Source organism: Nocardioides scoriae (genome assembly GCF_900104965.1).
Classification (GTDB): Bacteria; Actinomycetota; Actinomycetes; order Propionibacteriales; family Nocardioidaceae; genus Marmoricola; species Marmoricola scoriae.
Genome location: NZ_LT629757.1, coordinates 3,977,672 through 4,001,543 on the forward strand (window position 1 = coordinate 3,977,672; position 23,872 = coordinate 4,001,543).

The window sequence follows — 23,872 nt, forward strand, 5'->3', positions numbered from 1 at the left end:
GCCCGGCGGCGCCTTGTGTATGTTTTACCCTCGGTTCGCACGGACGGCCAGCAGGCCTGAAACGCGGACCGATCCCATGGGGTATGGGGTAATTGGCAGCCCGACTGGTTCTGGTCCAGTTAGTCTAGGTTCGAGTCCTAGTACCCCAGCGATGTCACGGATTTGGTGGCTGGTTCAACCAGACGCTACAGTTCCGCTGGCTCAGGCCCCCGTTGTGTAGTGGCCTAGCACGCCGCCCTCTCAAGGCGGTAGCGCGGGTTCGAATCCCGTCGGGGGTACCACCCAGCAGCCCGGTCTCGTCGAGACCGGGCTGCTGTCGTTCCCGGACACGGCCGGTCCCGAGCCTGGTCCCACGGCTGGCCCCACGGCCGTGTCCGATTCCCGCGAGAAGTGGTCGGGGCGGGCGGGCACACTGGTGCCGTGACCACGACGGAGCCCCGCGAGGGCCGGCCCGGGGACGACCCCGACTGGGAGGCGCGCTACCGCGCCGTGCAGGGCCGCGACCGGCGCTTCGACGGCATGTTCTACACCGCGGTGCGGACCACCGGCATCTACTGCCGGCCCTCGTGCCCGGCCACCACCCCGCAGCGCCGCAACGTCGACTTCTACGCCACCGCGGCCGGCGCCCAGGAGGCCGGCTTCCGGGCCTGCCGCCGCTGCCTGCCGGACGCCACGCCGGGCTCCCCGCAGTGGGACGTGGTGGCCGACGCCGCCGGACGTGCGATGCGCCTGGTCGCCGACGGCGTCGTCGAGCGCGAGGGCGTGGAGGGCCTGGCCGCGCGGATGGGCTACTCGGTGCGGCAGCTGCACCGCGTGGTCACCGGGGAGTACGGCGCGGGCCCGCTCGCCCTGGCCCGCTCGCGCCGCGTGCAGACCGCCCGGGTCCTCGTCGAGACCACCGACCTGCGCTTCGCCGACGTCGCGTTCGCGGCCGGGTTCGCCAGCGTGCGGCAGTTCAACGACACCGTGCGCGAGGTGTACGCCGCGACGCCCCGCGAGCTGCGCGCCTCCGCCCGGGGGCGCGAGCACACCCGTGGGGCCGGCCCCCCGTCCGCCTCGCCGGGCACGCTGCGCGTGCGGGTCGCGGTGCGCGAGCCCTTCGCCGCCGAGGACCTGCACTGGTTCCTCGCGGTCCACGTCGTGCCGGGGCTCGAGGCGGTCGGCGACGGCTGGTACGAGCGGGCCGTGCGGCTGCCGCACGGCCCCGGCGTGGTGCGGGTCGAGCTCGGCGACCGCCCGCCCGGGGTGGTGCCCTGCACGCTCACCCTGGCCGACGTGCGCGACCTGGCGCCGGCCACGGAGCGGGCCCGGCGGTTGCTGGACGCCGACTGCGACCCCGTCGCCGTCGACGCCGCCCTGGCCCAGGACCGGGCCCTGGCGCCCCTGGTGCACGCCCGGCCCGGCCTGCGCGTGCCCGGGCAGCTGGAGCCGGCCGAGGTGGCCGTCCAGACGGTCCTGGGGCAGCAGGTCAGCCTGGCCTCGGCCCGCACCGCCACCACCCGGCTGGTCGCGGCCCACGGCGAGCCGCTCGGGCTGGCCGGCGACCACGAGGTGTCGCGGCTGTTCCCGACGATGGCCACCCTGGCGGCCCTGGACCCCGAGGACCCCGACGTGCTGCGGATGCCCCGTGCCCGGGCCCGGGCCCTGACCACGCTGGCGGCGGCGCTGGACGCCGGTGAGGTGCGCCTGGACCGCAGCCTGGACCGCCCGGCCGCGCGCGAGGCGATGCTGGCGCTGCGCGGCATCGGCCCCTGGACGGCCGACTACGTCGCGATGCGCGCCCTCGGCGACCCCGACGCCTTCCTGCCGACCGACATCGGGGTGCGCAACGCGGCGCGACACCTCGGCATCGACGACGTGGTCGCCCGCAGCGAGACCTGGCGGCCGTGGCGCAGCTACGCCCTGATGCGGCTGTGGTCGGTGGTGCTCGACCAGCTGCGCGAGCGCATCACGACCGCCACCACGACCGCCACGACCACCAGCACCCGGCACGCCCCCGAGCTCGAGGAGGAGCGATGAGCACGACCACCAGCCCCACGACCCCCGCAACCTCCGGCGCGGCGACCTCCTGGACCGAGGTGGGGTCGCCGATCGGCCCGTTGCGGCTGGTCGCGCGCGGCGGCGCGCTGGTCGCCATCGAGTTCAGCCCCTACCCGCCGGCCGACGTCGGCCCGGCCATCGGGGAGCGCGACGACGAGGAGCCGGTCCTGGTCGCCACCCGCGAGCAGCTGGCGGCGTACTTCGCGGGGGAGCGGGAGGACTTCGACCTGCCGCTCGCGCCCGTCGGGACGGCCTTCCAGCAGCGGGTCTGGACCGAGCTGAGGGGGATCGGCTACGGCCGGACCGCGTCGTACGGCGAGGTCGCCCGGCGCCTGGGCATGACCGCCGCCGCCTCGCGCGCCGTCGGGCTGGCCAACGGGCGCAACCCGATCCCGGTCGTGGTGCCGTGCCACCGGGTGATCGGGGCGAACGGGACCCTCACCGGCTACGCCGGCGGCCTGGAGCGCAAGCAGCAGCTGCTGAGCCTGGAGCAGCGCGGGCTGTTCTGAGCCCGACATCACGCGGCTCGCCGGCGGGTGCTTGGCTGGGCCCATGTCGGACGAGTCCACCGGAACCGTGCTCCTGGCCGGTGCGGCCAACGTGTCGATCGCGATCGCGAAGCTGGTCGGGGGCCTGGTCTCCGGGTCGACCGCCATGCTGGCCGAGGCGGCGCACTCCTTCGCCGACACCCTCAACGAGCTGTTCCTGCTCGCGGCGCTCAAGCGCAGCAAGAAGCCGGCCGACCGGCAGCACCCGTTCGGCTACGGGATGGAGCGCTACTTCTGGGCCCTGATCGCCGCCGTCGGCATCTTCGTGCTGGGCGGCGGCTACTCGATCTTCGAGGGCGTCCGGGCGATGCTCACCCCCGAGGAGCTCGGCCCGCTGACCATCCCCTACGTCGTGCTCGCCCTCAGCTTCGTCTTCGAGGGCATCTCGTGGCTCAAGGCGGTCCGCCAGCTGCGCGGCGAGGCCCAGGAGCGCGACCGCGGCTTCTTCGAGCACCTGCGGATCACGCCCGACCCCACGGTCAAGACGGTCGCCTTCGAGGACACCGCCGCCCTGGTCGGCATCGTGCTGGCCGCGGCCGGCATCACGCTCCACCACTACACCGAGCAGGGCTTCTGGGACGGCCTCGCGTCGGTCCTCATCGGCGTGCTCCTGGTCGCCGTGGCGTACGCCCTGGGCCAGCAGAACAAGAGCGCGCTCATCGGCGAGGCGCTGCCCGGCGGGACCGAGGACGCCATCCGGCGCACCATCGCCGACTCCCCGGGCATCGACCACGTGGTCGAGCTGCTGACGATGCGGATGAGCCCCGACGAGGTGATCGTCGCGGCCCGGGTGGACCTCGACGACACCTCGTCGGTGGCCGAGCTGGAGGAGGCCGCCGACGAGGTCGAGCGCCGGCTGCGCGCCGACCACCCCGAGGTGCGCCACGTCTTCCTCGACCCGACCGACTCCCCGGCAGCAGACGACCGGGTGCACCGGGACTGAGCCCGGACCTGACGAATCGGGCGCTGCGGACGGGCGAAACTGCCCGTGGACGTCCGGTTCGCCCGTTCCTGCGGGCAGTTTCCCCGGTCGACCGGGGAATCCGCCCGTCGCCCGTTCAGTCCGCCGACGACCGACGCAGCGACTCCGAGAGCCGCTCGGCGGCGGCGAGGACGGCGGGGGCGTGCATCCGGCCGGGCTGGCGGGAGAGCCGCTCGAGCGGGCCGGAGACGGACACGGCGGCGATGATCTTGCCGCTGGGGGAGCGCACCGGGGCCGAGACCGACGCGACGCCCTGCTCGCGCTCGCCCACCGACTGGGCCCAGCCGCGGCGGCGGATGCCGGCCAGGGCGGTGGCGGAGAAGGCGGCGTTCTGCAGGCCGCGGTGCATCCGCTCGGGGTCCTCCCACGCGAGCAGGACCTGGGCGGCGGAGCCGGCGCGCATGGTCAGCTGGGAGCCGACGGGGATGGTGTCGCGCAGGCCGCTGGGGCGCTCGGCCGCGGCGACGCACACGCGGTGCTCGCCCTGGCGGCGCCACAGCTGGGCGGACTCGCCCGTGATGTCGCGCAGCCGCGCGAGCACCGGGCCGGCGGTCGCGAGCAGCCGGTCCTCGCCGGCGGCGGCCGACAGCTCGGACAGCCGGGGGCCGAGGACGAAGCGGCCCTGCATGTCGCGGGCCACGAGCCGGTGGTGCTCCAGCGCGACCGCGAGGCGGTGCGCCGTGGGGCGGGCGAGGCCGGTCCCGGCGACGAGGCCGGCGAGGGTCGCGGGTCCGGACTCGAGGGCCGTCAGCACGAGGGCGGCCTTGTCGAGGACGCCGACTCCACTTGTGTTGTCCATGATGTAATACTGCCGTCTCAGATGTTGGGATGCAACGCGACGAGGTTTCTCGCGTCGCCTGGTCATGGCGTTCAGTAGGTCTCGACGCCTGCCGGCCGAGCCCGGCGTTTGTTCAGCATGTGAAACGAGACAGCAGGAGTTAGGTCATGGAGTCGAACGGAGCTGGCGGTTTCTCGCCACGCACCCTGGCCGAGAAGGTCTGGGACGAGCACGTGGTCCGGAGCAGGCAGGGCGAGCCCGACCTGCTCTACATCGACCTCCACCTCATCCACGAGGTCACCTCGCCGCAGGCGTTCGACGGCCTGCGGCTCGCGGGGCGCAGCGTGCGCCGTCCCGACCTGACGATCGCGACCGAGGACCACAACGTCCCCACGGTCGACTGGGACAAGCCGATCGCCGACCCCGTCTCCCGGACCCAGGTCGACACGCTGCGCCGCAACGCCGAGGAGTTCGGCGTGCGCCTGCACCCCCTGGGCGACAAGGAGCAGGGGATCGTCCACATCATCGGCCCGCAGCTGGGCCTGACCCAGCCCGGCATGACGATCGTGTGCGGTGACAGCCACACCTCGACCCACGGCGCCTTCGGTGCGATCGCCTTCGGCATCGGCACCTCCGAGGTCGAGCACGTGCTGGCCACCCAGACCCTGATGCAGACCCGGCCCCGGACGATGGCCGTGACCGTCAACGGCTCGCTGCCGGCCGGCGTCACCGCCAAGGACCTGGTGCTGACCCTCATCACCCACACCGGCACCGGCGGCGGCCAGGGCTACATCGTGGAGTACCGCGGCCAGGCCATCGAGGAGCTCTCGATGGAGGGCCGCATGACGGTCTGCAACATGAGCATCGAGTGGGGTGCCAAGGCCGGCCTGATCGCCCCCGACCAGACCACCTTCGACTACATCGAGGGCCGGGCCGAGGCCCCGAAGGGCGCCGACTGGGACGCCGCCGTCGAGCACTGGACCAGCCTGCGCACCGACGACGACGCCACCTTCGACGCCGAGATCGTGCTGGACGCCTCCACGATGACCCCCTTCGTCACCTGGGGCACCAACCCCGGCCAGGGCGTGCCGCTGGGCGGCTCGGTCCCCGACCCCGCGTCGTACGACGACGCCGACGACCGCGTCGCCGCCGAGAACGCCCTGCGCTACATGGACCTGCAGGCCGGCACCCCGATGCGCGAGGTCAAGGTCGACACCGTCTTCGTCGGCTCCTGCACCAACGGCCGCATCGAGGACCTGCGCCTGGCGGCCGAGATCCTGCGCGGTCACACCGTCGACCCCGACACCCGGCTGCTCGTCGTGCCGGGCTCGGTGCGGGTGCGGCTGCAGGCCGAAGAGGAGGGCCTCGACGTGGTGTTCAAGGAGGCCGGCGCCGAGTGGCGCGGTGCCGGGTGCTCGATGTGCCTGGGCATGAACCCCGACCAGCTCGCCCCCGGCGAGCGCAGCGCCTCCACGTCGAACCGCAACTTCGAGGGCCGCCAGGGCAAGGGCGGTCGCACGCACCTGGTCTCGGTCCCGGTCGCCGCCGCCACCGCCGTGCGCGGCACCCTCTCCTCGCCCGCCGACCTCGAGCCGGTCGCGGGCGGGCCCGCCGAGACCCAGGAGGCCTGAGCCATGGACAAGTTCACCACCCACACCGGGGTCGGCGTCCCGCTGCGGCGCAGCAACGTCGACACCGACCAGATCATCCCGGCCGTCTACCTCAAGCGGGTCACCCGCACCGGCTTCGAGGACGGCCTGTTCGCCGCCTGGCGCAACGACCCGGCCTTCGTGCTCAACCGTCCGGAGTACGCCGCGGGCTCGGTGCTCGTCGCCGGTCCCGACTTCGGCACCGGCTCCTCGCGCGAGCACGCGGTCTGGGCGCTGCAGAACTACGGCTTCCGCGTGGTCATCAGCTCCCGCTTCGCCGACATCTTCCGCGGCAACTCCGGCAAGGCGGGCTTCCTGGCCGCCCAGGTCGACGAGAAGGTCGTCCAGCGGCTGTGGGACCACCTCGAGGAGCACCCGGGCGCGACCGTGACCGTGGACCTCGAGTCGCGCACGGTGCGCGCGGGCGAGGGGCCCGACGCGATCGAGGACTCCTTCGACATCGACGACTACACCCGCTGGCGGCTGCTGGAGGGGCTCGACGACATCGGCATCACGCTCTCGCACGCCGACGACATCGAGACCTTCGAGCAGACCCGGCCGGCGTGGAAGCCCGTCACGATCCACTGACCGGCACGAGCCCGGTGCCCGCGTCGCACGACCCGGCGCCGGGCCGCGCCGGGCGCGTCGTTGTGGTGGGCGCCACGATTGCCTAGCGTGCTCCGAGGACGCGACGGGCACCGGCCCGACGGACCGAGGACCTGGGGTGGACCCGTGAACAAGAGCCAGCTGATCGACACCCTCGCGGCGAGCTTCGAGGGCAACCGCAAGGCGGCCGCCCACGCGCTCGACTCGGTGCTCGACACCATCACCCGCGAGGTCGCCAAGGGCGAGAAGGTCGCGATCACGGGCTTCGGGTCGTTCGAGCGCAAGGTCCGCCAGTCGCGCTGGGTCCGCAACCCCGCCACCGGCGACCGCATGAAGTCCACGACCAAGGCGGTGCCGGCCTTCAAGCCCGGTGCCCAGCTGCGCGACGTGGTCTCCGGTGCCAAGAAGCTGCCCGCGCTCACCCTGGCGGTCGTCGAGGCGGCCGCTCCCGGCGTCGCCCAGCCCGCCATCAAGCGCACCGCCGCCGCGGCCCGCCGGGTGACCGGGACCGAGGCGGCGGAGCCGGCACCCGTGGAGGCAGCCCCCGCCAGCAAGGCCCCCGCCCGGAAGACCCCGGCCAAGAAGACCACCGCCAAGCAGACCCCCGCCAAGAAGACCACCGCCAAGCAGACCCCCGCCAAGAAGACCACCGCCAAGCAGACCCCGGCCAAGAAGTCCACCGCCGAGAAGTCCACCGCCAAGAAGTCCGCCGCCAGGACCCCTGCCACGAGGGCCACTGCGGCGAAGACCACCGCGGCGAAGACCACCGCCACGAAGGCCCCGGCGAAGAAGAGCGCGAAGAAGAGCGCGGCGACGAAGAGCTCCTGACGGGCGGGGTGCCGGCTAGTCCGGCGCGGCCGACGCCAGCGTCGCGCGGGTCGCGGCGCCCACGCCGAGGGCGATCGCGGCGTCGAGGTCGGCCGGGGTGTCGACGTCGCAGCGCAGCGTCGTGAGCTCGGCCCGGACCGGGGTGGCGCCGGAGCGCTCGTGACGCCCCGCCGAGTCGACGCCGAAGTGGGGGTCGAGGTCGACGCCGGGGCCGGCGGCCAGCAGGGTCGTGCCGGTGCCCTCGGCGTCGGCGACGTACCACCGCGGGGTCATGCCGGCCCGCAGGGCGGCGGTCAGGTCGGACCCCGCGAGCGCCGGCAGGTCGGCACACATGGCGGCGACGCCGCAGCCGGGGTGGCGCAGCCTCGCCTCGAGCGCCGCGTGCCGCAGGGCGGCGTTGAGGTCGCCCTCGCCGAGGTCGGGCAGGCTCGGGCCGAAGCCGGCCTCGGCGGTCACGGCGTACACCTGCGCGACCGCCTCGCTCGCGCCGGCGGCGTGCAGGGCGTCGAGCGCGAAGGCGCGCATCAGGCGGTCGCGGTGGGGACGCGGGGCCAGCCGGCTCTTGGCCAGGGCCAGCGTCTTCACCGGGAGCAGCAGCACGAAGGACGACATCCCCCCGATCCTCCCAGAGCCCCGAGCTGCGGCCCGAGCCGCGGCCCGTCCGGCCCGTCCGGCCCGACCGCCGCGTCCGCACCCGCCGGGAGAGCGCCGTCACAGTAGGCTCGCGACCGGCCACGGCGGGCGCGGCCACGAGGCGGCAGTGCCGAGGAGGGAGGCGGTCCGGTGTCCAAGGTGCGCGAGCTGCAGCAGCGGCGGGGCTGGGCGTGGACCGTGGTCGTGGGCATCGTCAAGCCCACGCTGCTGGCCCTCACCAAGCGCGACTGGCGCCACGGCGAGAAGGTGCCGGCGACCGGTGGCTGCGTCGTGGTGGTGAACCACATCTCCCACCTCGACCCGATGACGCTGGGCCACTTCCTCTACGACCACGGCCGGCTGGTGCGCTACCTGACCAAGGACGCGCTGTTCCGCACGCCCGTGGTCAGGCACGTCGTGCGCGACGCGGGCCAGATCCCCGTGCGCCGCCAGACCGAGGGCGCGGCCACCGCGTTCGCGGCCGCCGTCGACGCGGTCCGGGCGGGGGAGTGCGTGGGCGTCTACCCCGAGGGCAGCATCACCAAGGACCCCGAGGGCTGGCCGATGCGGGGCAAGACCGGGTCGGCCCGGATCGCCCTGGCCACCGGTGCCCCCGTGGTCCCCATCGGCCAGTGGGGCGCCCAGGAGGTGCTGCCGGCGTACTCCGCGCGCCCGCACCTGTTCCCGCGCCGCACCACCCACTACCTGGTGGGCGACCCGGTCGACCTGTCCGACCTCGCCGACCAGCCGCTCACGCCCGAGCTGCTGCGCGAGGGCACCGACCGGATCATGGCCGCCATCACGGCACTGGTGGAGGAGCTGCGGGGCGAGCGGGCCCCCGCCGTACGCTTCGACCCCAGATCGTCGGGGATCAACGAGATCGGCAACCCCCACCAGCAGAAGCGGGAGCACGGATGACCAAGGTGGCAGTCTTCGGCGCCGGATCCTGGGGCACGGCGTTCAGCCTGGTCCTGGCCGACGCCGGCAACGAGGTCACCATCTGGGGGCGCCGGCCCGAGGTCGCGGCGGCGATCAACGAACGCCACGAGAACACCGAGTACTTCCCCGGCATCGAGCTGCCGGCGGGCGTCCGGGCCACCACCGACCCGGCCGAGGCCGCGCGCGGGGCGGAGTTCGCGGTGCTGTCGGTGCCCTCCCAGACGCTGCGGGAGAACCTCACCCACTGGGTCGACGTGCTGCCCGACGACGTCGTGCTGATCTCCTTGATGAAGGGCGTCGAGCTCGGCACCACCAAGCGGATGAGCGAGGTGATCGCCGAGGTCACCGGCATCGGTCCCGACCGGATCGCGGTGGTCAGCGGCCCCAACCTGGCCCGCGAGATCGCGCTGCGCGAGCCCGCGGCCAGCGTCGTGGCCTGCACCGAGGAGAAGGTCGCCCACCGCGTCCAGGAGCTGTGCCACACGCCGTCCTTCCGGCCCTACCGCAGCACCGACGTGTTGGGCTGCGAGCTCGGCGGGGCCTACAAGAACGTGATCGCGGTGTGCGTGGGGATGGCGGTCGGGCTCGGCTTCGGCGACAACACCACGGCCTCGCTCATCACCCGCGGCCTGGCCGAGACCGCCCGGCTGGCCCAGCGGCTCGGCGCCGACCCGCTCACCCTCATGGGCCTGGCCGGGCTCGGCGACCTGGTCGCGACCTGCTCCTCGCCGCTCTCGCGCAACCGCACGTTCGGCGAGAAGCTCGGGCAGGGGATGACGACCGAGGAGATCGTGGCCTCCACGCGGCAGGTCGCCGAGGGCGCCAAGTCGTGCGCCTCGATCTACGACCTCGCCGCCGCCCACGGGGTCGACGCCCCGGTCGCGGAGCACGTCGACGCCGTCGTGCGGGGCGAGATCAGCGCGCGCGAGATGATGTACGCCTTCATCGCGCGCGACACCAAGCACGAGAAGGACTGAGCCGGCCAGGCGCGGTCGTCAGGAGCCCGGGGCGTCCAGCGCCTGGGCCAGGTCCTCCCAGAGGTCCTCGACGTCCTCGATGCCGACCGAGAGCCGCAGCAGGCCGTCGGGGATGGTGGCCGCCTCCGCCTTCCAGCGGCGACGGCGCTCCAGGGTCGACTCCACGCCGCCGAGCGAGGTGGCGTAGACCCACAGGTGGGTGGCGTGCTGGACCACGTCGGCCCGGTCGCCGGACTCGAGCACGATGCTGATCATGCCGCCGAGCCCGGGGTAGCGGACCTCGAGCACGTCGGCGCGCTCGCCGAGGCGGCGCACCAGCTCCTGCGCGTTGGCCTGCGCCTTCTCCACCCGCAGCGGCAGCGTGCGCAGGCCGCGCAGCGCCAGCCAGGCCTCGAAGGTGCCGGGGATGGCGCCGACGAGGTCGCGGCGGCCCTTGAGCACGGCGTGCAGCTCGTCGCTGCCGGTCACGATCGCGCCCATGAGGACGTCGGAGTGCCCGGAGATGTACTTCGTCGCCGAGTGCAGCACCAGGTCGACGCCGTGCTCGAGCGGGCGCTGGAGCACCGGCGTCGCGAAGGTGTTGTCGACCACGACGTAGGCACCGGCCTCGTGGGCCGCGCGGGTGATCGCGGGGATGTCGGCGACCTCCATCGCGGGGTTGGTGGGCGACTCCAGCCACACCAGCGAGGCGTCGGCGCAGGCGGCCACCACCGCGTCGAGGTCGGTGATGTCGACCAGGACGGGCGTCACCCGCTCGCGCAGCTCGAGGTCACCCAGCTGCATCACCGTGCCGGTGTAGGAGTGGCGCGGGGCCACGACCTTCTCGCCGTTGCCGACCAGGTCGAGGATGGTGGCGACCGCGGCCAGGCCGCTCGAGAAGGCCAGGCAGCGGCCGCCCTCCAGCGCGCCGAGCGCTGTCTCGAAGGCGGTCCAGGTCGGGTTGGTGTAGCGGCCGTACTCCAGCTCGCCGCCCGCGACGTACGTCGAGGCCATCGTGATCGGGGTGTTGAAGGGCTGGTCGGGCTCGTGGGGAGGGCGGCCGGCGTGCACGGCCTGCGTGGCGGGGCGCATCGCCCCAGCGTAGGTGGCCCCGCGGGGGCTCGCGGTGCGGGTCCGCTGCGGCGCCCGTCGCACGCCGTAGGGTCGGCGGGTGAGCAGCGTCCAGGGTCAGCCCGCCCGTCGTCCTCGCGTGGCCGTCGTCTTCGGCGGCCGCTCCAGCGAGCACTCCATCTCCTGCATCTCGGCCGGCAGCGTGATCGCGGCCCTCGACCCCGAGCGCTGGGACGTCGTCCCGGTCGGCATCGCCACCGACGGCCGCTGGGTGCTCGAGTCGGCCGAGCCCGAGCGCCTCGCCCTGGGGCCCGGCGGCGAGCTGCCGACGGTGACCGGCGACCGCGAGGTCACCCTGACCGCGGGCCAGGGCCTGGTCGTCACCGAGCCCGGCGACGTGCCGCAGGTGCTGGGCCAGGTCGACGTGGTCTTCCCGGTCATGCACGGGCCCTGGGGCCAGGACGGCACCCTGCAGGGCCTGCTGGAGATGACGGGCGTGCGCTACGTCGGCGCCGGCGTCCTCGCCAGCGCCGTCGGCACCGACAAGCACTTCATGAAGCAGGTCTTCACCGCCGCCGGGCTGCCGGTGCTGCCCTACGTGCTGGTGCGGCCGCGGCAGTGGGAGCGTGACCCCGCCGCGGTGCGCGAGGCCGTCCACGCCCTGGGCCTGCCCGTCTTCGTCAAGCCCGCGCGGGCCGGGTCGAGCTTCGGCATCAGCCGGGTCGACGACCTCGCCGACCTCGACGCCGCGGTGGAGGAGGCCCGCCGCTTCGACCCCAAGGTGCTGGTCGAGGCCGCGGCGACGGGCGCCCGCGAGATCGAGGTCGGGGTGCTCCAGGGCCTCGACGGGGGCGACCCGGAGACCAGCGAGCTCGCCGAGATCACGGTCAGCGCCGAGCACGCCTTCTACGACTTCGAGGCGAAGTACCTCGAGCAGTCGTTCACGCTGCCGGCCTCGGTGCCGCCCGAGGTGCGCGCCCAGGTGCTCGACCTGGCGGTGCGTGCCTTCGAGGCCCTCGACGTCGAGGGCCTGGCGCGGGTCGACTTCTTCGTCCTCGCCGACGGCCGCGTGGTCGTCAACGAGGTGGAGACCATGCCGGGGTTCACCGCCACGTCGATGTTCCCGCTGATGTGGCGGGAGTCGGGGCTCAGCTACCCCGAGCTGGTCGAGCGGCTGGTCCGGCTCGCGACCGAGCGCTCGACCGACCTGCGCTGAGCGGCGGGGCTCCCGTCAGGAGCAGGACGTGTCGGGGCCCGGGGTGCCGGCCTCGCGGCCCAGGGCGTCGGACAGGTCGGTCAGGATGCCCTGCGGGGGCCGCAGCTGCGCCGGGACGGCGACCTCGACCCGCGGCAGCGTCGCCATGGTGGTGGCCACCACGTCGGCGCCCTGGTCGGTGATCTGGTCGTCGGGGACGAACCACAGCACGCCGTTGATGTCCTGGCAGACCGAGGTCTTCGTGAAGTCGTCGGGGGTCTCGACGCCGCAGCGCAGCACCACCGCCGGGTCGCCCCACGCCGCCCCGAGCGGGTTGCCGGTCGTCTGGCGCCGTGGCAGGTCACCCACCCGGTCGGGCAGCGCGTCGACCAGCCGCTCGCAGGCCGTCACCTGGGCGTCGGGGAGGGCGTCGGCGCCGCGGCTGGGCTCGATGGCGACGTCGCTGGAGCAGCCGGCGAGCAGGACGGTGCCCACCAGCGCGACGACGCCCGCCACCACGGAGGATGACGGGCGTCTCGTGGTCGGGAGGGACCTCCCGGCCGGGGTCAGATGTGGACGACGGGGCACGTGAGCGTGCGGGTGATGCCGTCGAGGGTCTGCACCTTGGCCACGACCAGCTTGCCGAGCTCGTCGACGTTGCGGGCCTCGGCGCGCACGATCACGTCGTACGGACCGGTGACGTCCTCGGCGAGGATGACGCCCTTGATGTCGCTGATCTGCTGCGCGACCTCGGCGGCCTTGCCGACATCGGTCTGGATCAGGATGTAGGCCTGGACGACCATGTGCACTCCCTCGTGTCAGGTGTCGGTGAGGCGCCACGAGCAGCCCTGCGGGCCGGCCCCGTCGCGCCACGGGCAACCTACCCGACGTGGGCCCCCGGGGGAACGCAGGCCGCCCCGGCGCCCGGCGGCCCCGGGTCTGGTGGGATGGGGCCATGAGCCCGGAGCCGACCGCCTCGTCCCCGTCGACCCTCGCCGACACCGGGGAGTTCGCGCTGATCGCCGACCTCACGGGCCGCTTCCCCCAGGGCCCCCACGTGTACGTCGGACCCGGTGACGACGCTGCCGTGCTGCGGACCCCGCGGGGCCACGTCGTGGTCTCGACCGACGTGCTGGTCGAGGGTCGCCACTTCCGCCGGGAGTGGGCCGGCGCGGTCGAGATCGGCCGCAAGGCCGCCGCCTCCAACCTCTCCGACGTCAACGCCATGGGCGGTCGCGCCCACTCGCTGACCGTCGGGCTCGCGGCGCCGGCCGACCTGCCCGCCCGCTGGGCCACCGACCTCGCCGACGGCATCGCCGAGGAGGCGGGCCTGGTGGGGGCGAGCGTCGTCGGGGGAGACCTCACCACCGCGAGCGAGGTCGTCATCGCCATCACGGTCCTCGGCACCTGCGACCAGGCGCCGGTGCTGCGCAGCGGCGCCCGGCCCGGCGACGTGGTCGCGCTGGCCGGCCGCCAGGGGTGGGCGGCCGCCGGGCTCGCCGTCCTGACCCGGGGCTTCCGGTCCCCGCGCGCGCTCGTCGAGGCCTACCAGCGCCCGCAGCCGCCGTACGACGCCGGGCCCGCCGGCGCGGTCGGCGGCGCCACCGCCATGATCGACGTCTCCGACGGGCTGCTCGCCGACCTGGCCCACGTCGCCTCGGCCTCGGGCGTGGGCATCGACGTGCGCCGCGACGCCTTCGAGCTGGCCGAGCCGATGCGCGCCGTCGGCGCCGCGCTCGGCGTCGACCCGATGCAGTTCGTCCTCGGCGGCGGCGACGACCACGCCATCGCCGCGACCTTCCCGTCCGGCACGCCGCTGCCCGCCGGCTTCACGGCCGTCGGCCAGGTCACCGAGCCCGGCCCCGGGGGCCCGGTCGTCACGGTCGACGGGGCGGCGTACGACGGTCCGACCGGGTGGGCCCACTTCCAGTAGCGCCCGGGGGCCCGGGCGGGAAAGCAGCACCGCCCCCGTCCCGGGGGACGGAGGCGGTGCGAGGAGCGGGTGTCAGCAGGTCAGCGGGAGACCTTGCCGGCCTTGAGGCAGCCGGTGCAGACGTTGAGGCGCTTGGGCGCACCGTTGACGGTCGCCCGCACCCGCTGGATGTTGGGGTCGAAGCGACGCTTCGTGATCTTGCGGGACCAGGGTCGGTTGTTGCCGAAGCCGGGCTTCTTGGCGCAGATGTCGCAGACGGCAGCCACCGTGCACTCCTCGGGTAGGACGGGAAACGAAAATGGGGGGTCCGGTCGGAGCCCGGACAACCGCACGAGAATAACTCAGGGGCTGCCCCGGACGGAAATCGAGCGCGGACCGACTAGCGTGACGCCCCGCACCCCGACGTGGCCGCCGCGTCGCCGGGTGGTCCCAGCCGCAGCAGCACACCACGGGGAGCACGATGCACGTCGACGGGGTCGCCACGTTCGACCTCGGCGTCGTGCGCCGCTTCGCCGACCTGGCCGTCACCGGGCTCTCGGAGGCGCGCGAGGAGATCGACGCGCTCAACGTCTACCCCGTGCCCGACGGCGACACCGGCACCAACATGTTCCTCACGGTCGAGTCGGCCCGCGACGCGCTCGTGGCGGCCCTGGCCGAGCGGCCCGACGACCTGCGCCACGCCCTCCAGGGCTACGCCCACGGGGCGCTGCTGGGGGCGCGCGGCAACTCGGGGGTGATCCTCAGCCAGCTGGTGGGGGCGCTGCTGCGACGGATCCGCCACGCCGGCCCCGAGGACCGCTCCGCGGCGGTCTTCGCCGAGGGCATGGCGCTGGCCGCCGACGCGGCGTACGCCGCCGTCGGGACGCCGGTGGAGGGCACCATCCTCACCGTGGCCCGGGCGGCCGCGGAGGCGGCGGCGCAGGTCGCGGCCGACCCCGGCGCCCGGCTGGGGCCCGTGGTGCACGCCGCCGTCGGCGCCGCCCGGGAGGCGCTGGCCCGCACGCCCGACCAGCTCCCGATGCTGGCCCGCGCCGGGGTCGTCGACGCCGGCGGACGCGGGCTGTGCGTCGTGCTCGCCGCCGTCGAGTCGGCCGTCACCGGCGAGCACCCGCGCTCGGTCGCCCACGTGATCGGCACCCCGGTGCTGCCCGCCCCGCAGCTCCCGACCGGCGACCTGACCGAGGGCGGGCCGGCGTACGAGGTGATGTACCTGCTGGCCGCCGACGACGGCGCGGTGCCCGCGCTGCGCGCCGAGCTGGCACCCCTGGGCGACTCGCTGGTGGTGGTCGGCGGCGACGGCCTGTGGAACGTCCACGTCCACGTCGACGACGTCGGGGCGGCGGTCGAGGCCGGCATCCGCGCGGGCACGCCGCGGCGCATCGAGGTCACCCACTTCGCCGAGCAGGTGGCCGCCTCCCGGCGCAGCCGCGCCCGCCGTCGCGGCCGGGCCCTGGTGGCGGTGGCCGCGGGACCGGGCCTGCACGCGCTGTTCGAGGAGGCCGGGGCGCGGGTGATCGACGGGGGGCCGGGCCGTCGCCCGAGCACCGGCGAGGTGCTCGCCGCCGTGCTGGCCACCGGGGCCGGCGAGGTCGTGGTGCTGCCCAACGACCACGACACGGTGGGCGTGGCCGAGGCCGCTGCCCACGAGGCGGCCCAGCGCGGCGTGCACGTGGTCGTGGTGCCCACCCGCGCGCAGGTGCAGGGCATCGCGGCGCTGGCGGTCCACGAGCCCGGCCGTCCGCTCGACAGCGACGTCGTGCACATGACCGACGCCGCCCGGAGCTCGCGCCACGGCGCCGTGACGATCGCGGCCCGGCAGGCCATGACCAGCGCCGGCCCCTGCGCCCCCGGCGACGTGCTCGGGGTGGTCCAGGGCGACTTCGTGATCGTGGCCGAGGACCTCTTCGAGGTGGCGACCGGCGTCCTGGAGCGGCTGCTCGGCGCGGGCGGCGAGCTGGTGACGCTGGTCGCGGGGGCCGAGGCGGGCGACCTCGCCCAGGCGTGCGAGCACTGGGTGACCCGCACCCACCCGGGGGTCGACGTGTCGGTCCACGACGGCGGGCAGGAGCGCTACCCGCTGCTGGTGTCGGTGGAGTGATGGCGGGCCAGGGGGAGCGGCCGGCGGCCCGCACGGGCGGGTCGGGCGACGGCGTGGTGATCCGGTGGGACTCGCCGGTCGGCACGGTGGCGGGCAAGGACGCGCCCAAGCTGGTCAAGGCCGGCATCGAGACCGTCGGCGACCTCATCGGCACCTACCCCCGCAACCACGTCGCGAAGGGGTCGCTGAGCGAGCTCGACCAGCTGGTGGAGGGCGACGTGCTGTCGCTGGTCGGCCAGGTGGTCTCGAGCCGGCAGTTCACCTACCAGGACAAGCGGACGCGCCGCACGGCGTACCGCCTCGAGGTGCGGGTGCGGGCCGAGGAGGGCTCGCTGCTGCTCACCTACTTCGACAAGCACGAGGGCACCGCGAGCTGGCGGCTGCACACCGAGCTGCCGGTCGGGCGGGTCGGGGTCTTCAGCGGCCGGCTGCGCTGGTTCCGCGACGAGTGGCAGCTGACCAACCCCGCGTCGCGCCTGTACGCCGACGGCGACGACGCGGTCGACACCATGCCGGACCTGATCCCGATCTACTCCTCGATCGGCGGCATCACCACCTGGCAGCTCGAGGAGGCGGTCGAGCTGGCGCTGACGCTGGTCGACCGGGTGCCGGAGGTGCTGCCGGCCGAGGTCCGCGAGGCCGAGGACCTGGTCGGGGCCGCGCAGGCCGTGCGCTGGGTGCACCGGCCCGACACCTGGGCGCAGAAGACCGCGGCGGAGAAGCGCCTCAAGCACGACGAGGCCTTCGTGGCCCAGGCGGTGCTGGCGCGGCGGCGCCTCGCCGTGGAGCGCACGGTCGCCAACCCCCGTCCGGGGCGGCCGGGCGGCCTGCTCGACGCCTTCGACGACCGGTTGCCCTTCGCGCTCACCGCCGGCCAGCAGCGGGTGGGGGAGGAGATCGCCGACGAGCTCGGGCGGGGCCACCCGATGCAGCGCCTGCTCCAGGGCGAGGTCGGCTCCGGCAAGACCGTGGTCGCCCTGCGCGCGATGCTCCAGGTCGTCGACTCCGAGGGACAGGCGGCGCTGCTCGCGCCGACCGAGGTGCTGGCGCAGCAGCACCACCGCTCCGTCACGGCCATGCTCGGCGACCTCGCCCAGGGCGGTCTGCTGGGCGGGGCCGACCAGGCGACGCGGGTGGCCCTGCTGACCGGGTCGAGCAGCGCGGCGGCGCGGCGCTCGGCGCTGGCCGACGCGGCGGGCGGCGAGGCCGGCATCGTCATCGGCACCCACGCCCTGCTCGAGGACAGGGTGCAGTTCGCGGACCTCGGGCTCGTGGTCGTCGACGAGCAGCACCGCTTCGGGGTCGAGCAGCGGGCGGCGCTGGGCGCCAAGGCCGGGGTGCCGCCCCACGTCCTGGTGATGACGGCGACGCCGATCCCGCGCACCGTCGCGATGACGGTCTTCGGCGACCTCGACACGTCCGTGCTCGCCGAGCTGCCGGCGGGCCGCGGCGAGGTCCAGACGACCGTGGTGCCGGTCAAGGCGCGCGCGTCCTGGCTCGACCGGGCCTGGGAGCGGGTCCGCGAGGAGGTGGCCGCCGGCCACCAGGCCTACGTCGTGGCGTCCCGGATCGACCCCGGCGGCGGCGAGGAGGCGGCCACCGGCGACGAGCCCGCCGCGGGCGAGGGCGAGGCGCCGCGGGTGCTGTTCGCGGTGGAGGAGCTCGCGCCCGAGCTCGCCGCGGGGGCGCTGGCGGGGCTGCGGCTCGAGGTGCTCCACGGCCGGATGCTCCCGGAGGAGAAGGACCGCGTGATGCAGGCCTTCTCCCGGGGCGAGGTCGACGTGCTGGTGTCCACGACGGTCATCGAGGTGGGTGTCGACGTGCCCAACTCGACCGTCATGGTGATCCTCGACGCCGACCGCTTCGGGGTCTCCCAGCTCCACCAGCTGCGCGGCCGGATCGGGCGCGGCGGCCACGCCGGGCTGTGCCTGCTCGTCACCGGCGCCGACCCCGTGGGCCCCTCGATGGAGCGGCTGCTGGCCGTGGCCGGCACCCGCGACGGCTTCGAGCTCTCCCGCATCGACATGGAGCAGCGACGCGAGGGCAACGTGCTCGGCACCCAGCAGAGCGGCGGTCGGGCCGGGGGGTTCCGGCTGCTCTCGGTGCTGCGCGACGAGCAGGTGATCGCACGGGCCCGCACCGCGGCGTTCGTGCACCTGCGGCGCGACCCCTCCCTGTCCGAGGCGGGCAACGCCGACCTCGCGGACGCCGTGCGACGCCTGGAGGACTCCGCCCAGGCCGACTTCCTGGAGAAGACATGACCCGCATCGTCGGCGGCTCGGCCGGTGGCCGGCGCCTGCGGACGCCTCCCGGCTCCGGCACCCGGCCCACCAGCGACCGCGTCCGCGAGGCGCTGTTCTCCTCGCTGGAGTCCGAGCTCGGTCCGCTGACCGGGCTGCGCGTCCTCGACCTGTACGCCGGCTCCGGCGCCGTCGGGCTCGAGGCGGTCTCGCGCGGCGCCGGCGTGCTCACCTCGGTCGAGTCCGACCGCCGCACCGCGCGGCTGGTCCGGGACAACGCCGGCACGCTGGGGTTCCGCCGCGTCGAGGTGGTCGCCCTGCCGGTCGCCCGGGCCCTGTCGCAGCACCCGCGGGCGCCGTACGACCTCGTCTTCGCCGACCCGCCGTACGCCGTGGGGGAGGTCGAGCTCGGCCAGGTGCTGCACCTGCTGGTCGCCCACGGGTGGCTGGCCACGACCGCCGTGCTGGTCGTGGAGCGCTCCGCGCGCAGCCCCGAGCCGGACTGGCCGGCGGGGTGGGAACGGGTCCGTCACAAGGCGTACGGCGAGACGGCGCTCTGGTACGTTCGCGCCGACCCCGAGGAGGCGGTCGCCAGCAGCTCCGGGTCGTCCTCGGCGCAGGTGTGCGGCCAGGGGCCGGACCCGGGCTCGGACGCCGGTCCCGCGACCGACCCGCCCCTCGCCTGACCCCTGCCGACCCAGGAGCCCCGCCGTGCGCCGAGCCGTGTGCCCCGGATCCTTCGACCCGGTGACCAACGGTCACGTCGACATCGTCTCGCGCGCCGCGCACCTGTTCGACGAGGTGATCGTGGCCGTGGGCGTCAACAAGTCCAAGTCGCGGGCGCGGCTGTTCACCGCCGACGAGCGCATGGAGATGCTCGAGGAGGTGTGCGCGGAGTTCCCCAACGTCCGGGTCGCGGGCTTCGAGGGCCTGCTGACGACCTTCTGCCAGCAGCACGACGTCGACGCCATCGTCAAGGGCCTGCGCGCGGTCACCGACTTCGACTACGAGCTGCAGATGGCGCAGATGAACTCCTCGCTCACCGACGTCGAGACCGTCTTCGTGCCGTGCAGCCCGGAGTACTCCTTCCTCGCCTCCTCCCTGGTCAAGGAGGTCGCGACCTTCGGGGGCGACGTCTCCGGGCTGGTGCCCCCGCGCGTGCTCGAGCGGCTGACCGCCCGGCTGGCCGAGCGGGCGCGGGACGACGCGTGAGCAGCGGGCCCGGCCGCGACCGGGCCGAGCCCGTCCCCTCCGGCCCGTTTTGGCCGCGGGTGGCATCCGCCGGTAGAGTCCTGCAGGTTCTGCCTGCACCACGTTGGAGATGACACCCTTGCGCACCCTCGACCCGAGAGCGCCGCTCGTGCTCGACACCCGCGAGCTCGGCCGCCGCCCGGGGTCGCAGCGCACGAAGGTCCTGTCCGTCGCGGCGCCGGCAGAGCTCGGTATCGACGTCCTGGGCGTCCCCGAGGGCAGCACGGTCGACTTCGACCTGCGCCTCGAGGCGGTCATGGAGGGGGTGCTGGTCAGCGGGACGGCCTCGGCCGGCCTGGTGGGTCAGTGCTCGCGGTGCCTGGAGCCGATCGAGGACAGCATCACGGTCGACCTGCAGGAGCTGTTCGTCTACGACGACGACCACCACGGCCGTCCCGGTGGGGACGACGAGGACGACGGTGTCAGCCGGCTCGAGGGCGACCTGGTCGACCTGGAGCCACTGCTGCGGGACGCGGTGGTGCTCGCACTGCCGTTCCAGCCGCTGTGCCGGGACGACTGCCCGGGCCTGTGCGTCGAGTGTGGCGCGCGGCTCGCGGACGACCCGGACCACCGGCACGACGACCCGATCGACCCGCGCTGGGCCGCCCTGGGCCAGGTGGCCGTGGCGACCGAGCCGACCGACGACTGACCCGCACCGCCCCGCACCCCCCGCACCACCGCTCGATCCGAGCGAGCACCACCAGACCAGCTCGACCACCAGCACCACCAGACCCCTAGGAGCAACCGTGGCTGTCCCGAAGCGGAAGATGTCGCGCAGCAACACCCGTCACCGCCGTTCGGCGTGGAAGGCCGTCGCGCCGTCCCTGGTGAACTGCTCGAACCCGGCCTGCGGCGCCAAGCACCTCCCGCACCGCGCGTGCCCCGAGTGCGGCCAGTACGGCGCCCGCGCCGACCGTCGTCAGGTCCTCTGACCACGTCCGGCGTGCACGACGTGGCGACCTCGGCTGCCGGCGAGACGGCGGCCGAGGAGCTGCGTGAGGCGCTCGGGAGCCCCGTGCTGGCCCCCGAGCTGCTGCAGCTCGCCCTGACGCACCGCTCCTACGCCTACGAGAACGGCAACCTGCCGACCAACGAGCGCCTGGAGTTCCTCGGCGACTCGGTGCTCGGCGTCGTCGTGACCGAGACGCTCTACCGCAGCCACCCCGACCTCTCCGAGGGCCGGCTGGCCAAGCTGCGGGCCGCGGTCGTCAACGCGCGCGCGCTCGCGCAGGTGGCCCGCACCATCGACCTGGGCGTCCACGTCCACCTCGGCAAGGGCGAGGAGAGCACCGGCGGCCGCGAGAAGGCCTCGATCCTCTCCGACACCGTCGAGGCGCTCATCGGGGCGGTCTACCTCTCCGGCGGGTTCACCGAGGCGGCGGACGTCGTCCACCTGCTCTTCGACCCGATGCTCGAGGCGGCTGCCGCCCTCGGCGCCGGCCTCGACTGGAAGACCAGCCTGCAGGAGCTGAGCGCCGTCCACGACCTCGGCGTGCCCGAGTACGTCATCGAGGCCGACGGCCCCGACCACATGAAGACCTTCACCGCGCGGGTCCGCGTCGCCGGCCGGCTCCACGGCCACGGCATCGGGCGGTCGAAGAAGGAGGCCGAGCAGCAGGCGGCCGAGTCGGCGTACAGCACCCTGCACCCCGAGCTGACCGCCGTCGCCGGTCCCGGGGGCGAGGCCGCCTCCGACGCGACGACCGGTGCGGGCCCCGACGCCGCGCCCGACGCCGCCCCCGACACCGCCGACGCCTGAGCGACCCCCCTCCCGATGCCCGAGCTCCCCGAGGTCGAGGTCGTCCGGCGCGGCCTCGAGACCCACGCCGTCGGCCGCACGCTGGCGGCCGTCGACGTCCTCCACCCGCGCCCGGTGCGCCGCCACGCGGGCGGTGCGGACGACTTCGCCGCCCGGCTCGCCGGTCGCACCGTCACCGGTGCCCACCGCCGCGGCAAGTTCTGGTGGCTCTCGCTCGACGACGGCGACGCCCTCCTGGGCCACCTCGGGATGTCGGGCCAGATGCTGGTGCAGCCGGCCGAGGCTCCCGACGAGAAGCACCTGCGGGTGCGCTTCCGGCTCGTCGACCTGCCCGCTGGGCGGGGGGGCGGCGCGGACGGCGCCGCCGGGTCCCCGACCGAGCTGCGCTTCGTCGACCAGCGGATGTTCGGCGGTCTGCTGGTGTCCTCGGGCGGCGCGGTCGTGCCCCCGGAGATCGCCCACATCGCCCTCGACCCCGTCGACCCGGCCTTCGACGACGCCGCCTTCGTGGCGCGCGTGCGGCGCAGCGAGTCGGGCGTCAAGCGGCTGCTGCTCAACCAGGCCGTGGTCTCCGGCGTCGGCAACATCTACGCCGACGAGGGCCTGTGGCGGGCCCGCGTCCACGGGGAGCGCCCCGGCTCGCGGCTGCGCGTCGCCGACGTGCAGCGGGTGCTGGCCGGCTGCCGCGAGGTGATGCTGGCCGCGCTCGACCAGGGCGGCACCTCCTTCGACGCCCTCTACGTCAACGTCAACGGCCAGAGCGGCTACTTCGACCGCTCGCTGGAGGCCTACGGCCAGGAGGGACGGCCCTGCTCGCGCTGCGGCACGCCCATCCGCCGGGTCGCGTTCGCCAACCGCTCGTCGTACTTCTGCCCGGTCTGCCAGCCCGCACCGCGCGCCCGGCGCCGCGTCGCTCCCTGAGGACCGGCGAAGAGTTCACCACCGCCACGTCGTGCGGCCACCCGCCAGGTTGATGCCGGGGGCAGGGCCGTGAGACATTGCTAGACGGCCCTGATCGGGCCCTCGCTCCTGGAAGGCACACACCCCATGGCCAAGGCGCTTCTCGGCTACGCGACCGGCACCGACCCTCGCGACCTCCACCGCCTCCACGTCGACAACCGCGCGCTGCGGCAGCGCGTCGTCGACCTCGAGGACCTCGTGCTCCGCCTGCAGCAGGAGAACGACGCCCTCGCCGCCGTCGCCTCCGCCTCCGTCGACGAGGCCGTGGCCCGCGACAGCTCGCTCACCCGCGCCTGACGCACTCCTGCCCCGGTGGCCGCGCGTGAGCGGTCTCACGCGCCGTCGTGGCCCGGGAATTGGGCGAGGCGCCGCTCGTGACCTAAAGTCAAGTGACTAACTTGACTTGTCGACACGGGAGCCTCCCATGGAACGTCTGTTCGTCTTCGCCTTCGTGGGCCTCCTGGCCCAGGTCATCGACGGCTCGCTCGGCATGGCGTACGGCGTCACCGCCTCGACGCTGCTGCTCGCCAACGGCGTGGCCCCGGCCGTGGCCTCCGCCTCGGTGCACCTCGCCGAGGTCGGCACCACCGCCGCCTCGGGCTTCTCGCACTGGCGCTTCGGCAACGTCGACTGGAGCGTGGTGGCCCGCCTCGGCCTGCCCGGCGCGGTCGGCGCCTTCGTCGGCGCCAGCGTGCTGTCCAACCTCTCGACCGAGTCCGCGACGCCGTGGGTGGCCGTGCTGCTGCTCCTGCTCGGCGTCTACATCGTGGCCCGCTTCGTGTTCGGCAAGAAGCCGGTCGTGGTGACCCGCCGGCCGGGCACCCGCTTCCTCGCGCCGCTGGGCCTGTTCGCCGGCTTCATCGACGCCACCGGCGGTGGCGGCTGGGGACCGGTCGCGACGCCCACGCTGATCTCCAGCGGCCGGCTGCACCCCCGCAAGGTCATCGGCTCGGTCTCGACCTCGGAGTTCGCGGTCACCATCGGCGCGAGCGTCGGCTTCCTCATCGGCCTCGGCAGCGAGGCCATCGACTGGCGCGTGGTCGGCGGCCTGCTGATCGGCGGCGTCATCGCGGCGCCGTTCGCGGCGTACCTCGTGCGGCACGTCTCGCTGCCCGTGCTCGGCGCCCTGGTCGGCAGCGTCATCCTCATCACCAACTCGCGCACCCTGCTGCGGGCCTTCGACGCCGAGAGCGTCGGGGCCTACGCCGCCCTCGGCCTGGTCGCCGTCGTCCTCGTCGCCTTCGCGATCCAGCGCAGCCGCGGCGAGCACACCGAGGTCGTGCTCGACCTCGACGACGAGGACGACCCCAAGGTCGAGCAGCGCGCCTGAGCCGTCCCGTCCGGCCCCGAGCGGTGGGCCCGGCACCGGTGTGACAGCCGGCCCCCTCGCTTGCGAGGATCGCCCG

General features: G+C 74.5%; 26 protein-coding genes and 2 tRNA genes. 22 read left to right on the plus strand and 6 right to left on the minus strand.

What is annotated here, in order from left to right:
• Positions 1-77: 77 nt before the first annotated feature.
• The 5 genes from BLU55_RS18830 (at position 78) to BLU55_RS18850 (ending at position 3,531) form a co-directional block, all read left to right on the plus strand.
• A tRNA-Gln gene (locus BLU55_RS18830) sits at positions 78-149 on the plus strand.
• A gap of 56 nt (positions 150-205) precedes the next feature.
• Positions 206-281 (plus strand) — tRNA-Glu (locus BLU55_RS18835).
• A gap of 139 nt (positions 282-420) precedes the next feature.
• A complete protein-coding gene (locus BLU55_RS18840; RefSeq protein ID WP_231916965.1) occupies positions 421-2,019 on the plus strand; it encodes an AlkA N-terminal domain-containing protein in 1,599 nt (532 codons plus the stop codon).
• A complete protein-coding gene (locus tag BLU55_RS18845; RefSeq protein ID WP_091732978.1) occupies positions 2,016-2,549 on the plus strand; it encodes a methylated-DNA--[protein]-cysteine S-methyltransferase in 534 nt (177 codons plus the stop codon). Before BLU55_RS18840 ends, BLU55_RS18845 begins: the two co-directional genes overlap by 4 nt.
• 43 nt (positions 2,550-2,592) lie before the next feature.
• Entirely contained in the window at positions 2,593-3,531 is a 939-nt protein-coding gene (locus BLU55_RS18850) for a cation diffusion facilitator family transporter (protein ID WP_091732980.1), read from the plus strand.
• 115 nt (positions 3,532-3,646) lie between these two features.
• Here the strand turns inward: BLU55_RS18850 and BLU55_RS18855 are convergent, their stop codons facing one another.
• Positions 3,647-4,369, minus strand: a complete 723-nt coding sequence (locus tag BLU55_RS18855; RefSeq protein WP_091732983.1) for an IclR family transcriptional regulator — start codon at positions 4,367-4,369, stop codon at positions 3,647-3,649.
• Between the two features lie 146 nt (positions 4,370-4,515).
• Here BLU55_RS18855 and leuC point away from each other — a divergent pair, with 146 nt between their 5' ends.
• The 3 genes from leuC (at position 4,516) to BLU55_RS18870 (ending at position 7,431) form a co-directional block, all read left to right on the plus strand.
• Positions 4,516-5,979 (plus strand): 3-isopropylmalate dehydratase large subunit, encoded by a 1,464-nt coding sequence (gene leuC, locus BLU55_RS18860; RefSeq protein WP_091732985.1) that lies wholly within the window; start codon positions 4,516-4,518, stop codon positions 5,977-5,979.
• Positions 5,980-5,982: 3 nt separating this feature from the next.
• Entirely contained in the window at positions 5,983-6,585 is a 603-nt protein-coding gene (gene leuD / locus BLU55_RS18865; RefSeq protein ID WP_091732988.1) for a 3-isopropylmalate dehydratase small subunit, read from the plus strand.
• Positions 6,586-6,729: 144 nt separating this feature from the next.
• Positions 6,730-7,431, plus strand: coding sequence for an HU family DNA-binding protein (locus BLU55_RS18870; protein WP_091732992.1), 702 nt, complete (start codon positions 6,730-6,732; stop codon positions 7,429-7,431).
• 15 nt (positions 7,432-7,446) lie between these two features.
• Here BLU55_RS18870 and cofC read toward each other — a convergent pair whose 3' ends face one another.
• Complete coding sequence (gene cofC / locus BLU55_RS18875) at positions 7,447-8,043, minus strand: 2-phospho-L-lactate guanylyltransferase (RefSeq protein WP_091732995.1); 597 nt, start codon at positions 8,041-8,043, stop codon at positions 7,447-7,449.
• 171 nt (positions 8,044-8,214) lie between these two features.
• Between cofC and BLU55_RS18880 the strand changes: the two genes are divergently transcribed.
• Both BLU55_RS18880 and BLU55_RS18885 read left to right on the plus strand, forming a co-directional pair.
• Positions 8,215-8,982: a lysophospholipid acyltransferase family protein gene (locus BLU55_RS18880; RefSeq protein ID WP_091732998.1), complete on the plus strand. Its 768-nt coding sequence runs from the start codon at positions 8,215-8,217 to the stop codon at positions 8,980-8,982.
• The gene (locus BLU55_RS18885) at positions 8,979-9,980 is read left to right on the plus strand and encodes an NAD(P)H-dependent glycerol-3-phosphate dehydrogenase (protein ID WP_091733000.1); all 1,002 of its coding nucleotides are present in this window, start codon (positions 8,979-8,981) and stop codon (positions 9,978-9,980) included. Before BLU55_RS18880 ends, BLU55_RS18885 begins: the two co-directional genes overlap by 4 nt.
• Positions 9,981-9,998: 18 nt before the next feature.
• On the opposite strand, the gene BLU55_RS18890 is transcribed toward BLU55_RS18885, so the two are convergent.
• Positions 9,999-11,051 carry a trans-sulfuration enzyme family protein gene (locus tag BLU55_RS18890; protein WP_091733003.1) on the minus strand — a complete coding sequence of 351 codons (1,053 nt, stop codon included), beginning with the start codon at positions 11,049-11,051 and terminating at the stop codon, positions 9,999-10,001.
• A gap of 79 nt (positions 11,052-11,130) precedes the next feature.
• Between BLU55_RS18890 and BLU55_RS18895 the strand changes: the two genes are divergently transcribed.
• Positions 11,131-12,246: a D-alanine--D-alanine ligase family protein gene (locus tag BLU55_RS18895; RefSeq protein ID WP_091733007.1), complete on the plus strand. Its 1,116-nt coding sequence runs from the start codon at positions 11,131-11,133 to the stop codon at positions 12,244-12,246.
• A 15-nt stretch (positions 12,247-12,261) separates the two neighbouring features.
• Here the strand turns inward: BLU55_RS18895 and BLU55_RS18900 are convergent, their stop codons facing one another.
• Positions 12,262-12,741: a DUF3515 domain-containing protein gene (locus BLU55_RS18900; RefSeq protein ID WP_157682947.1), complete on the minus strand. Its 480-nt coding sequence runs from the start codon at positions 12,739-12,741 to the stop codon at positions 12,262-12,264.
• A gap of 50 nt (positions 12,742-12,791) precedes the next feature.
• The gene (locus tag BLU55_RS18905; RefSeq protein ID WP_091733013.1) at positions 12,792-13,028 is read right to left on the minus strand and encodes an Lrp/AsnC family transcriptional regulator; all 237 of its coding nucleotides are present in this window, start codon (positions 13,026-13,028) and stop codon (positions 12,792-12,794) included.
• Positions 13,029-13,180: 152 nt separating this feature from the next.
• Between BLU55_RS18905 and BLU55_RS18910 the strand changes: the two genes are divergently transcribed.
• Complete coding sequence (locus BLU55_RS18910; protein ID WP_091733015.1) at positions 13,181-14,158, plus strand: thiamine-phosphate kinase; 978 nt, start codon at positions 13,181-13,183, stop codon at positions 14,156-14,158.
• An 80-nt stretch (positions 14,159-14,238) separates the two neighbouring features.
• Here BLU55_RS18910 and rpmB read toward each other — a convergent pair whose 3' ends face one another.
• A complete protein-coding gene (gene rpmB / locus BLU55_RS18915; RefSeq protein ID WP_091733018.1) occupies positions 14,239-14,424 on the minus strand; it encodes a 50S ribosomal protein L28 in 186 nt (61 codons plus the stop codon).
• 194 nt (positions 14,425-14,618) lie between these two features.
• Between rpmB and BLU55_RS18920 the strand changes: the two genes are divergently transcribed.
• The 10 genes from BLU55_RS18920 to BLU55_RS18965 all read left to right on the plus strand — a co-directional run bounded on the left by BLU55_RS18920 (position 14,619) and on the right by BLU55_RS18965 (position 23,796).
• Positions 14,619-16,256, plus strand: coding sequence for a DAK2 domain-containing protein (locus BLU55_RS18920; protein ID WP_091733020.1), 1,638 nt, complete (start codon positions 14,619-14,621; stop codon positions 16,254-16,256).
• Complete coding sequence (locus BLU55_RS18925) at positions 16,256-18,517, plus strand: ATP-dependent DNA helicase RecG (RefSeq protein ID WP_091733023.1); 2,262 nt, start codon at positions 16,256-16,258, stop codon at positions 18,515-18,517. Before BLU55_RS18920 ends, BLU55_RS18925 begins: the two co-directional genes overlap by 1 nt.
• Positions 18,514-19,182 (plus strand): 16S rRNA (guanine(966)-N(2))-methyltransferase RsmD, encoded by a 669-nt coding sequence (gene rsmD / locus BLU55_RS18930; RefSeq protein WP_091733026.1) that lies wholly within the window; start codon positions 18,514-18,516, stop codon positions 19,180-19,182. The genes BLU55_RS18925 and rsmD overlap by 4 nt, the downstream gene beginning before the upstream one ends.
• Positions 19,183-19,207: 25 nt before the next feature.
• Positions 19,208-19,708 (plus strand): pantetheine-phosphate adenylyltransferase, encoded by a 501-nt coding sequence (gene coaD / locus BLU55_RS18935; protein WP_091733028.1) that lies wholly within the window; start codon positions 19,208-19,210, stop codon positions 19,706-19,708.
• Positions 19,709-19,817: 109 nt separating this feature from the next.
• Positions 19,818-20,396 (plus strand): YceD family protein, encoded by a 579-nt coding sequence (locus tag BLU55_RS18940; RefSeq protein ID WP_091733031.1) that lies wholly within the window; start codon positions 19,818-19,820, stop codon positions 20,394-20,396.
• A gap of 97 nt (positions 20,397-20,493) precedes the next feature.
• The gene (rpmF, locus tag BLU55_RS18945; protein ID WP_091733034.1) at positions 20,494-20,679 is read left to right on the plus strand and encodes a 50S ribosomal protein L32; all 186 of its coding nucleotides are present in this window, start codon (positions 20,494-20,496) and stop codon (positions 20,677-20,679) included.
• An 11-nt stretch (positions 20,680-20,690) separates the two neighbouring features.
• Positions 20,691-21,506, plus strand: a complete 816-nt coding sequence (rnc, locus tag BLU55_RS18950) for a ribonuclease III (protein ID WP_269457927.1) — start codon at positions 20,691-20,693, stop codon at positions 21,504-21,506.
• Positions 21,507-21,521: 15 nt separating this feature from the next.
• The gene (gene mutM, locus BLU55_RS18955; protein ID WP_091733039.1) at positions 21,522-22,427 is read left to right on the plus strand and encodes a bifunctional DNA-formamidopyrimidine glycosylase/DNA-(apurinic or apyrimidinic site) lyase; all 906 of its coding nucleotides are present in this window, start codon (positions 21,522-21,524) and stop codon (positions 22,425-22,427) included.
• Between the two features lie 126 nt (positions 22,428-22,553).
• Positions 22,554-22,763 (plus strand): hypothetical protein, encoded by a 210-nt coding sequence (locus BLU55_RS18960; protein WP_091733042.1) that lies wholly within the window; start codon positions 22,554-22,556, stop codon positions 22,761-22,763.
• Between the two features lie 127 nt (positions 22,764-22,890).
• Positions 22,891-23,796, plus strand: a complete 906-nt coding sequence (locus tag BLU55_RS18965) for a sulfite exporter TauE/SafE family protein (RefSeq protein WP_091733045.1) — start codon at positions 22,891-22,893, stop codon at positions 23,794-23,796.
• Positions 23,797-23,872 lie beyond the last annotated feature (76 nt).

What these genes read in the sequence shown, in the direction of transcription:
- BLU55_RS18845 (WP_091732978.1), top strand. Translation starts at nt 2,016, where the DNA reads ATGAGCACGACCACCAGCCCCACGACCCCCGCAACCTCCGGCGCGGCG.
- BLU55_RS18850 (WP_091732980.1), top strand. Translation starts at nt 2,593, where the DNA reads ATGTCGGACGAGTCCACCGGAACCGTGCTCCTGGCCGGTGCGGCCAAC.
- BLU55_RS18855 (WP_091732983.1), bottom strand. Translation starts at nt 4,369, where the DNA reads ATGGACAACACAAGTGGAGTCGGCGTCCTCGACAAGGCCGCCCTCGTG.
- leuC (WP_091732985.1), top strand. Translation starts at nt 4,516, where the DNA reads ATGGAGTCGAACGGAGCTGGCGGTTTCTCGCCACGCACCCTGGCCGAG.
- leuD (WP_091732988.1), top strand. Translation starts at nt 5,983, where the DNA reads ATGGACAAGTTCACCACCCACACCGGGGTCGGCGTCCCGCTGCGGCGC.
- cofC (WP_091732995.1), bottom strand. Translation starts at nt 8,043, where the DNA reads ATGTCGTCCTTCGTGCTGCTGCTCCCGGTGAAGACGCTGGCCCTGGCC.
- BLU55_RS18885 (WP_091733000.1), top strand. Translation starts at nt 8,979, where the DNA reads ATGACCAAGGTGGCAGTCTTCGGCGCCGGATCCTGGGGCACGGCGTTC.
- BLU55_RS18890 (WP_091733003.1), bottom strand. Translation starts at nt 11,051, where the DNA reads ATGCGCCCCGCCACGCAGGCCGTGCACGCCGGCCGCCCTCCCCACGAG.
- BLU55_RS18905 (WP_091733013.1), bottom strand. Translation starts at nt 13,028, where the DNA reads ATGGTCGTCCAGGCCTACATCCTGATCCAGACCGATGTCGGCAAGGCC.
- BLU55_RS18910 (WP_091733015.1), top strand. Translation starts at nt 13,181, where the DNA reads ATGAGCCCGGAGCCGACCGCCTCGTCCCCGTCGACCCTCGCCGACACC.
- BLU55_RS18920 (WP_091733020.1), top strand. Translation starts at nt 14,619, where the DNA reads ATGCACGTCGACGGGGTCGCCACGTTCGACCTCGGCGTCGTGCGCCGC.
- BLU55_RS18925 (WP_091733023.1), top strand. Translation starts at nt 16,256, where the DNA reads ATGGCGGGCCAGGGGGAGCGGCCGGCGGCCCGCACGGGCGGGTCGGGC.
- rsmD (WP_091733026.1), top strand. Translation starts at nt 18,514, where the DNA reads ATGACCCGCATCGTCGGCGGCTCGGCCGGTGGCCGGCGCCTGCGGACG.
- BLU55_RS18940 (WP_091733031.1), top strand. Translation starts at nt 19,818, where the DNA reads ATGACACCCTTGCGCACCCTCGACCCGAGAGCGCCGCTCGTGCTCGAC.
- mutM (WP_091733039.1), top strand. Translation starts at nt 21,522, where the DNA reads ATGCCCGAGCTCCCCGAGGTCGAGGTCGTCCGGCGCGGCCTCGAGACC.
- BLU55_RS18960 (WP_091733042.1), top strand. Translation starts at nt 22,554, where the DNA reads ATGGCCAAGGCGCTTCTCGGCTACGCGACCGGCACCGACCCTCGCGAC.
- BLU55_RS18965 (WP_091733045.1), top strand. Translation starts at nt 22,891, where the DNA reads ATGGAACGTCTGTTCGTCTTCGCCTTCGTGGGCCTCCTGGCCCAGGTC.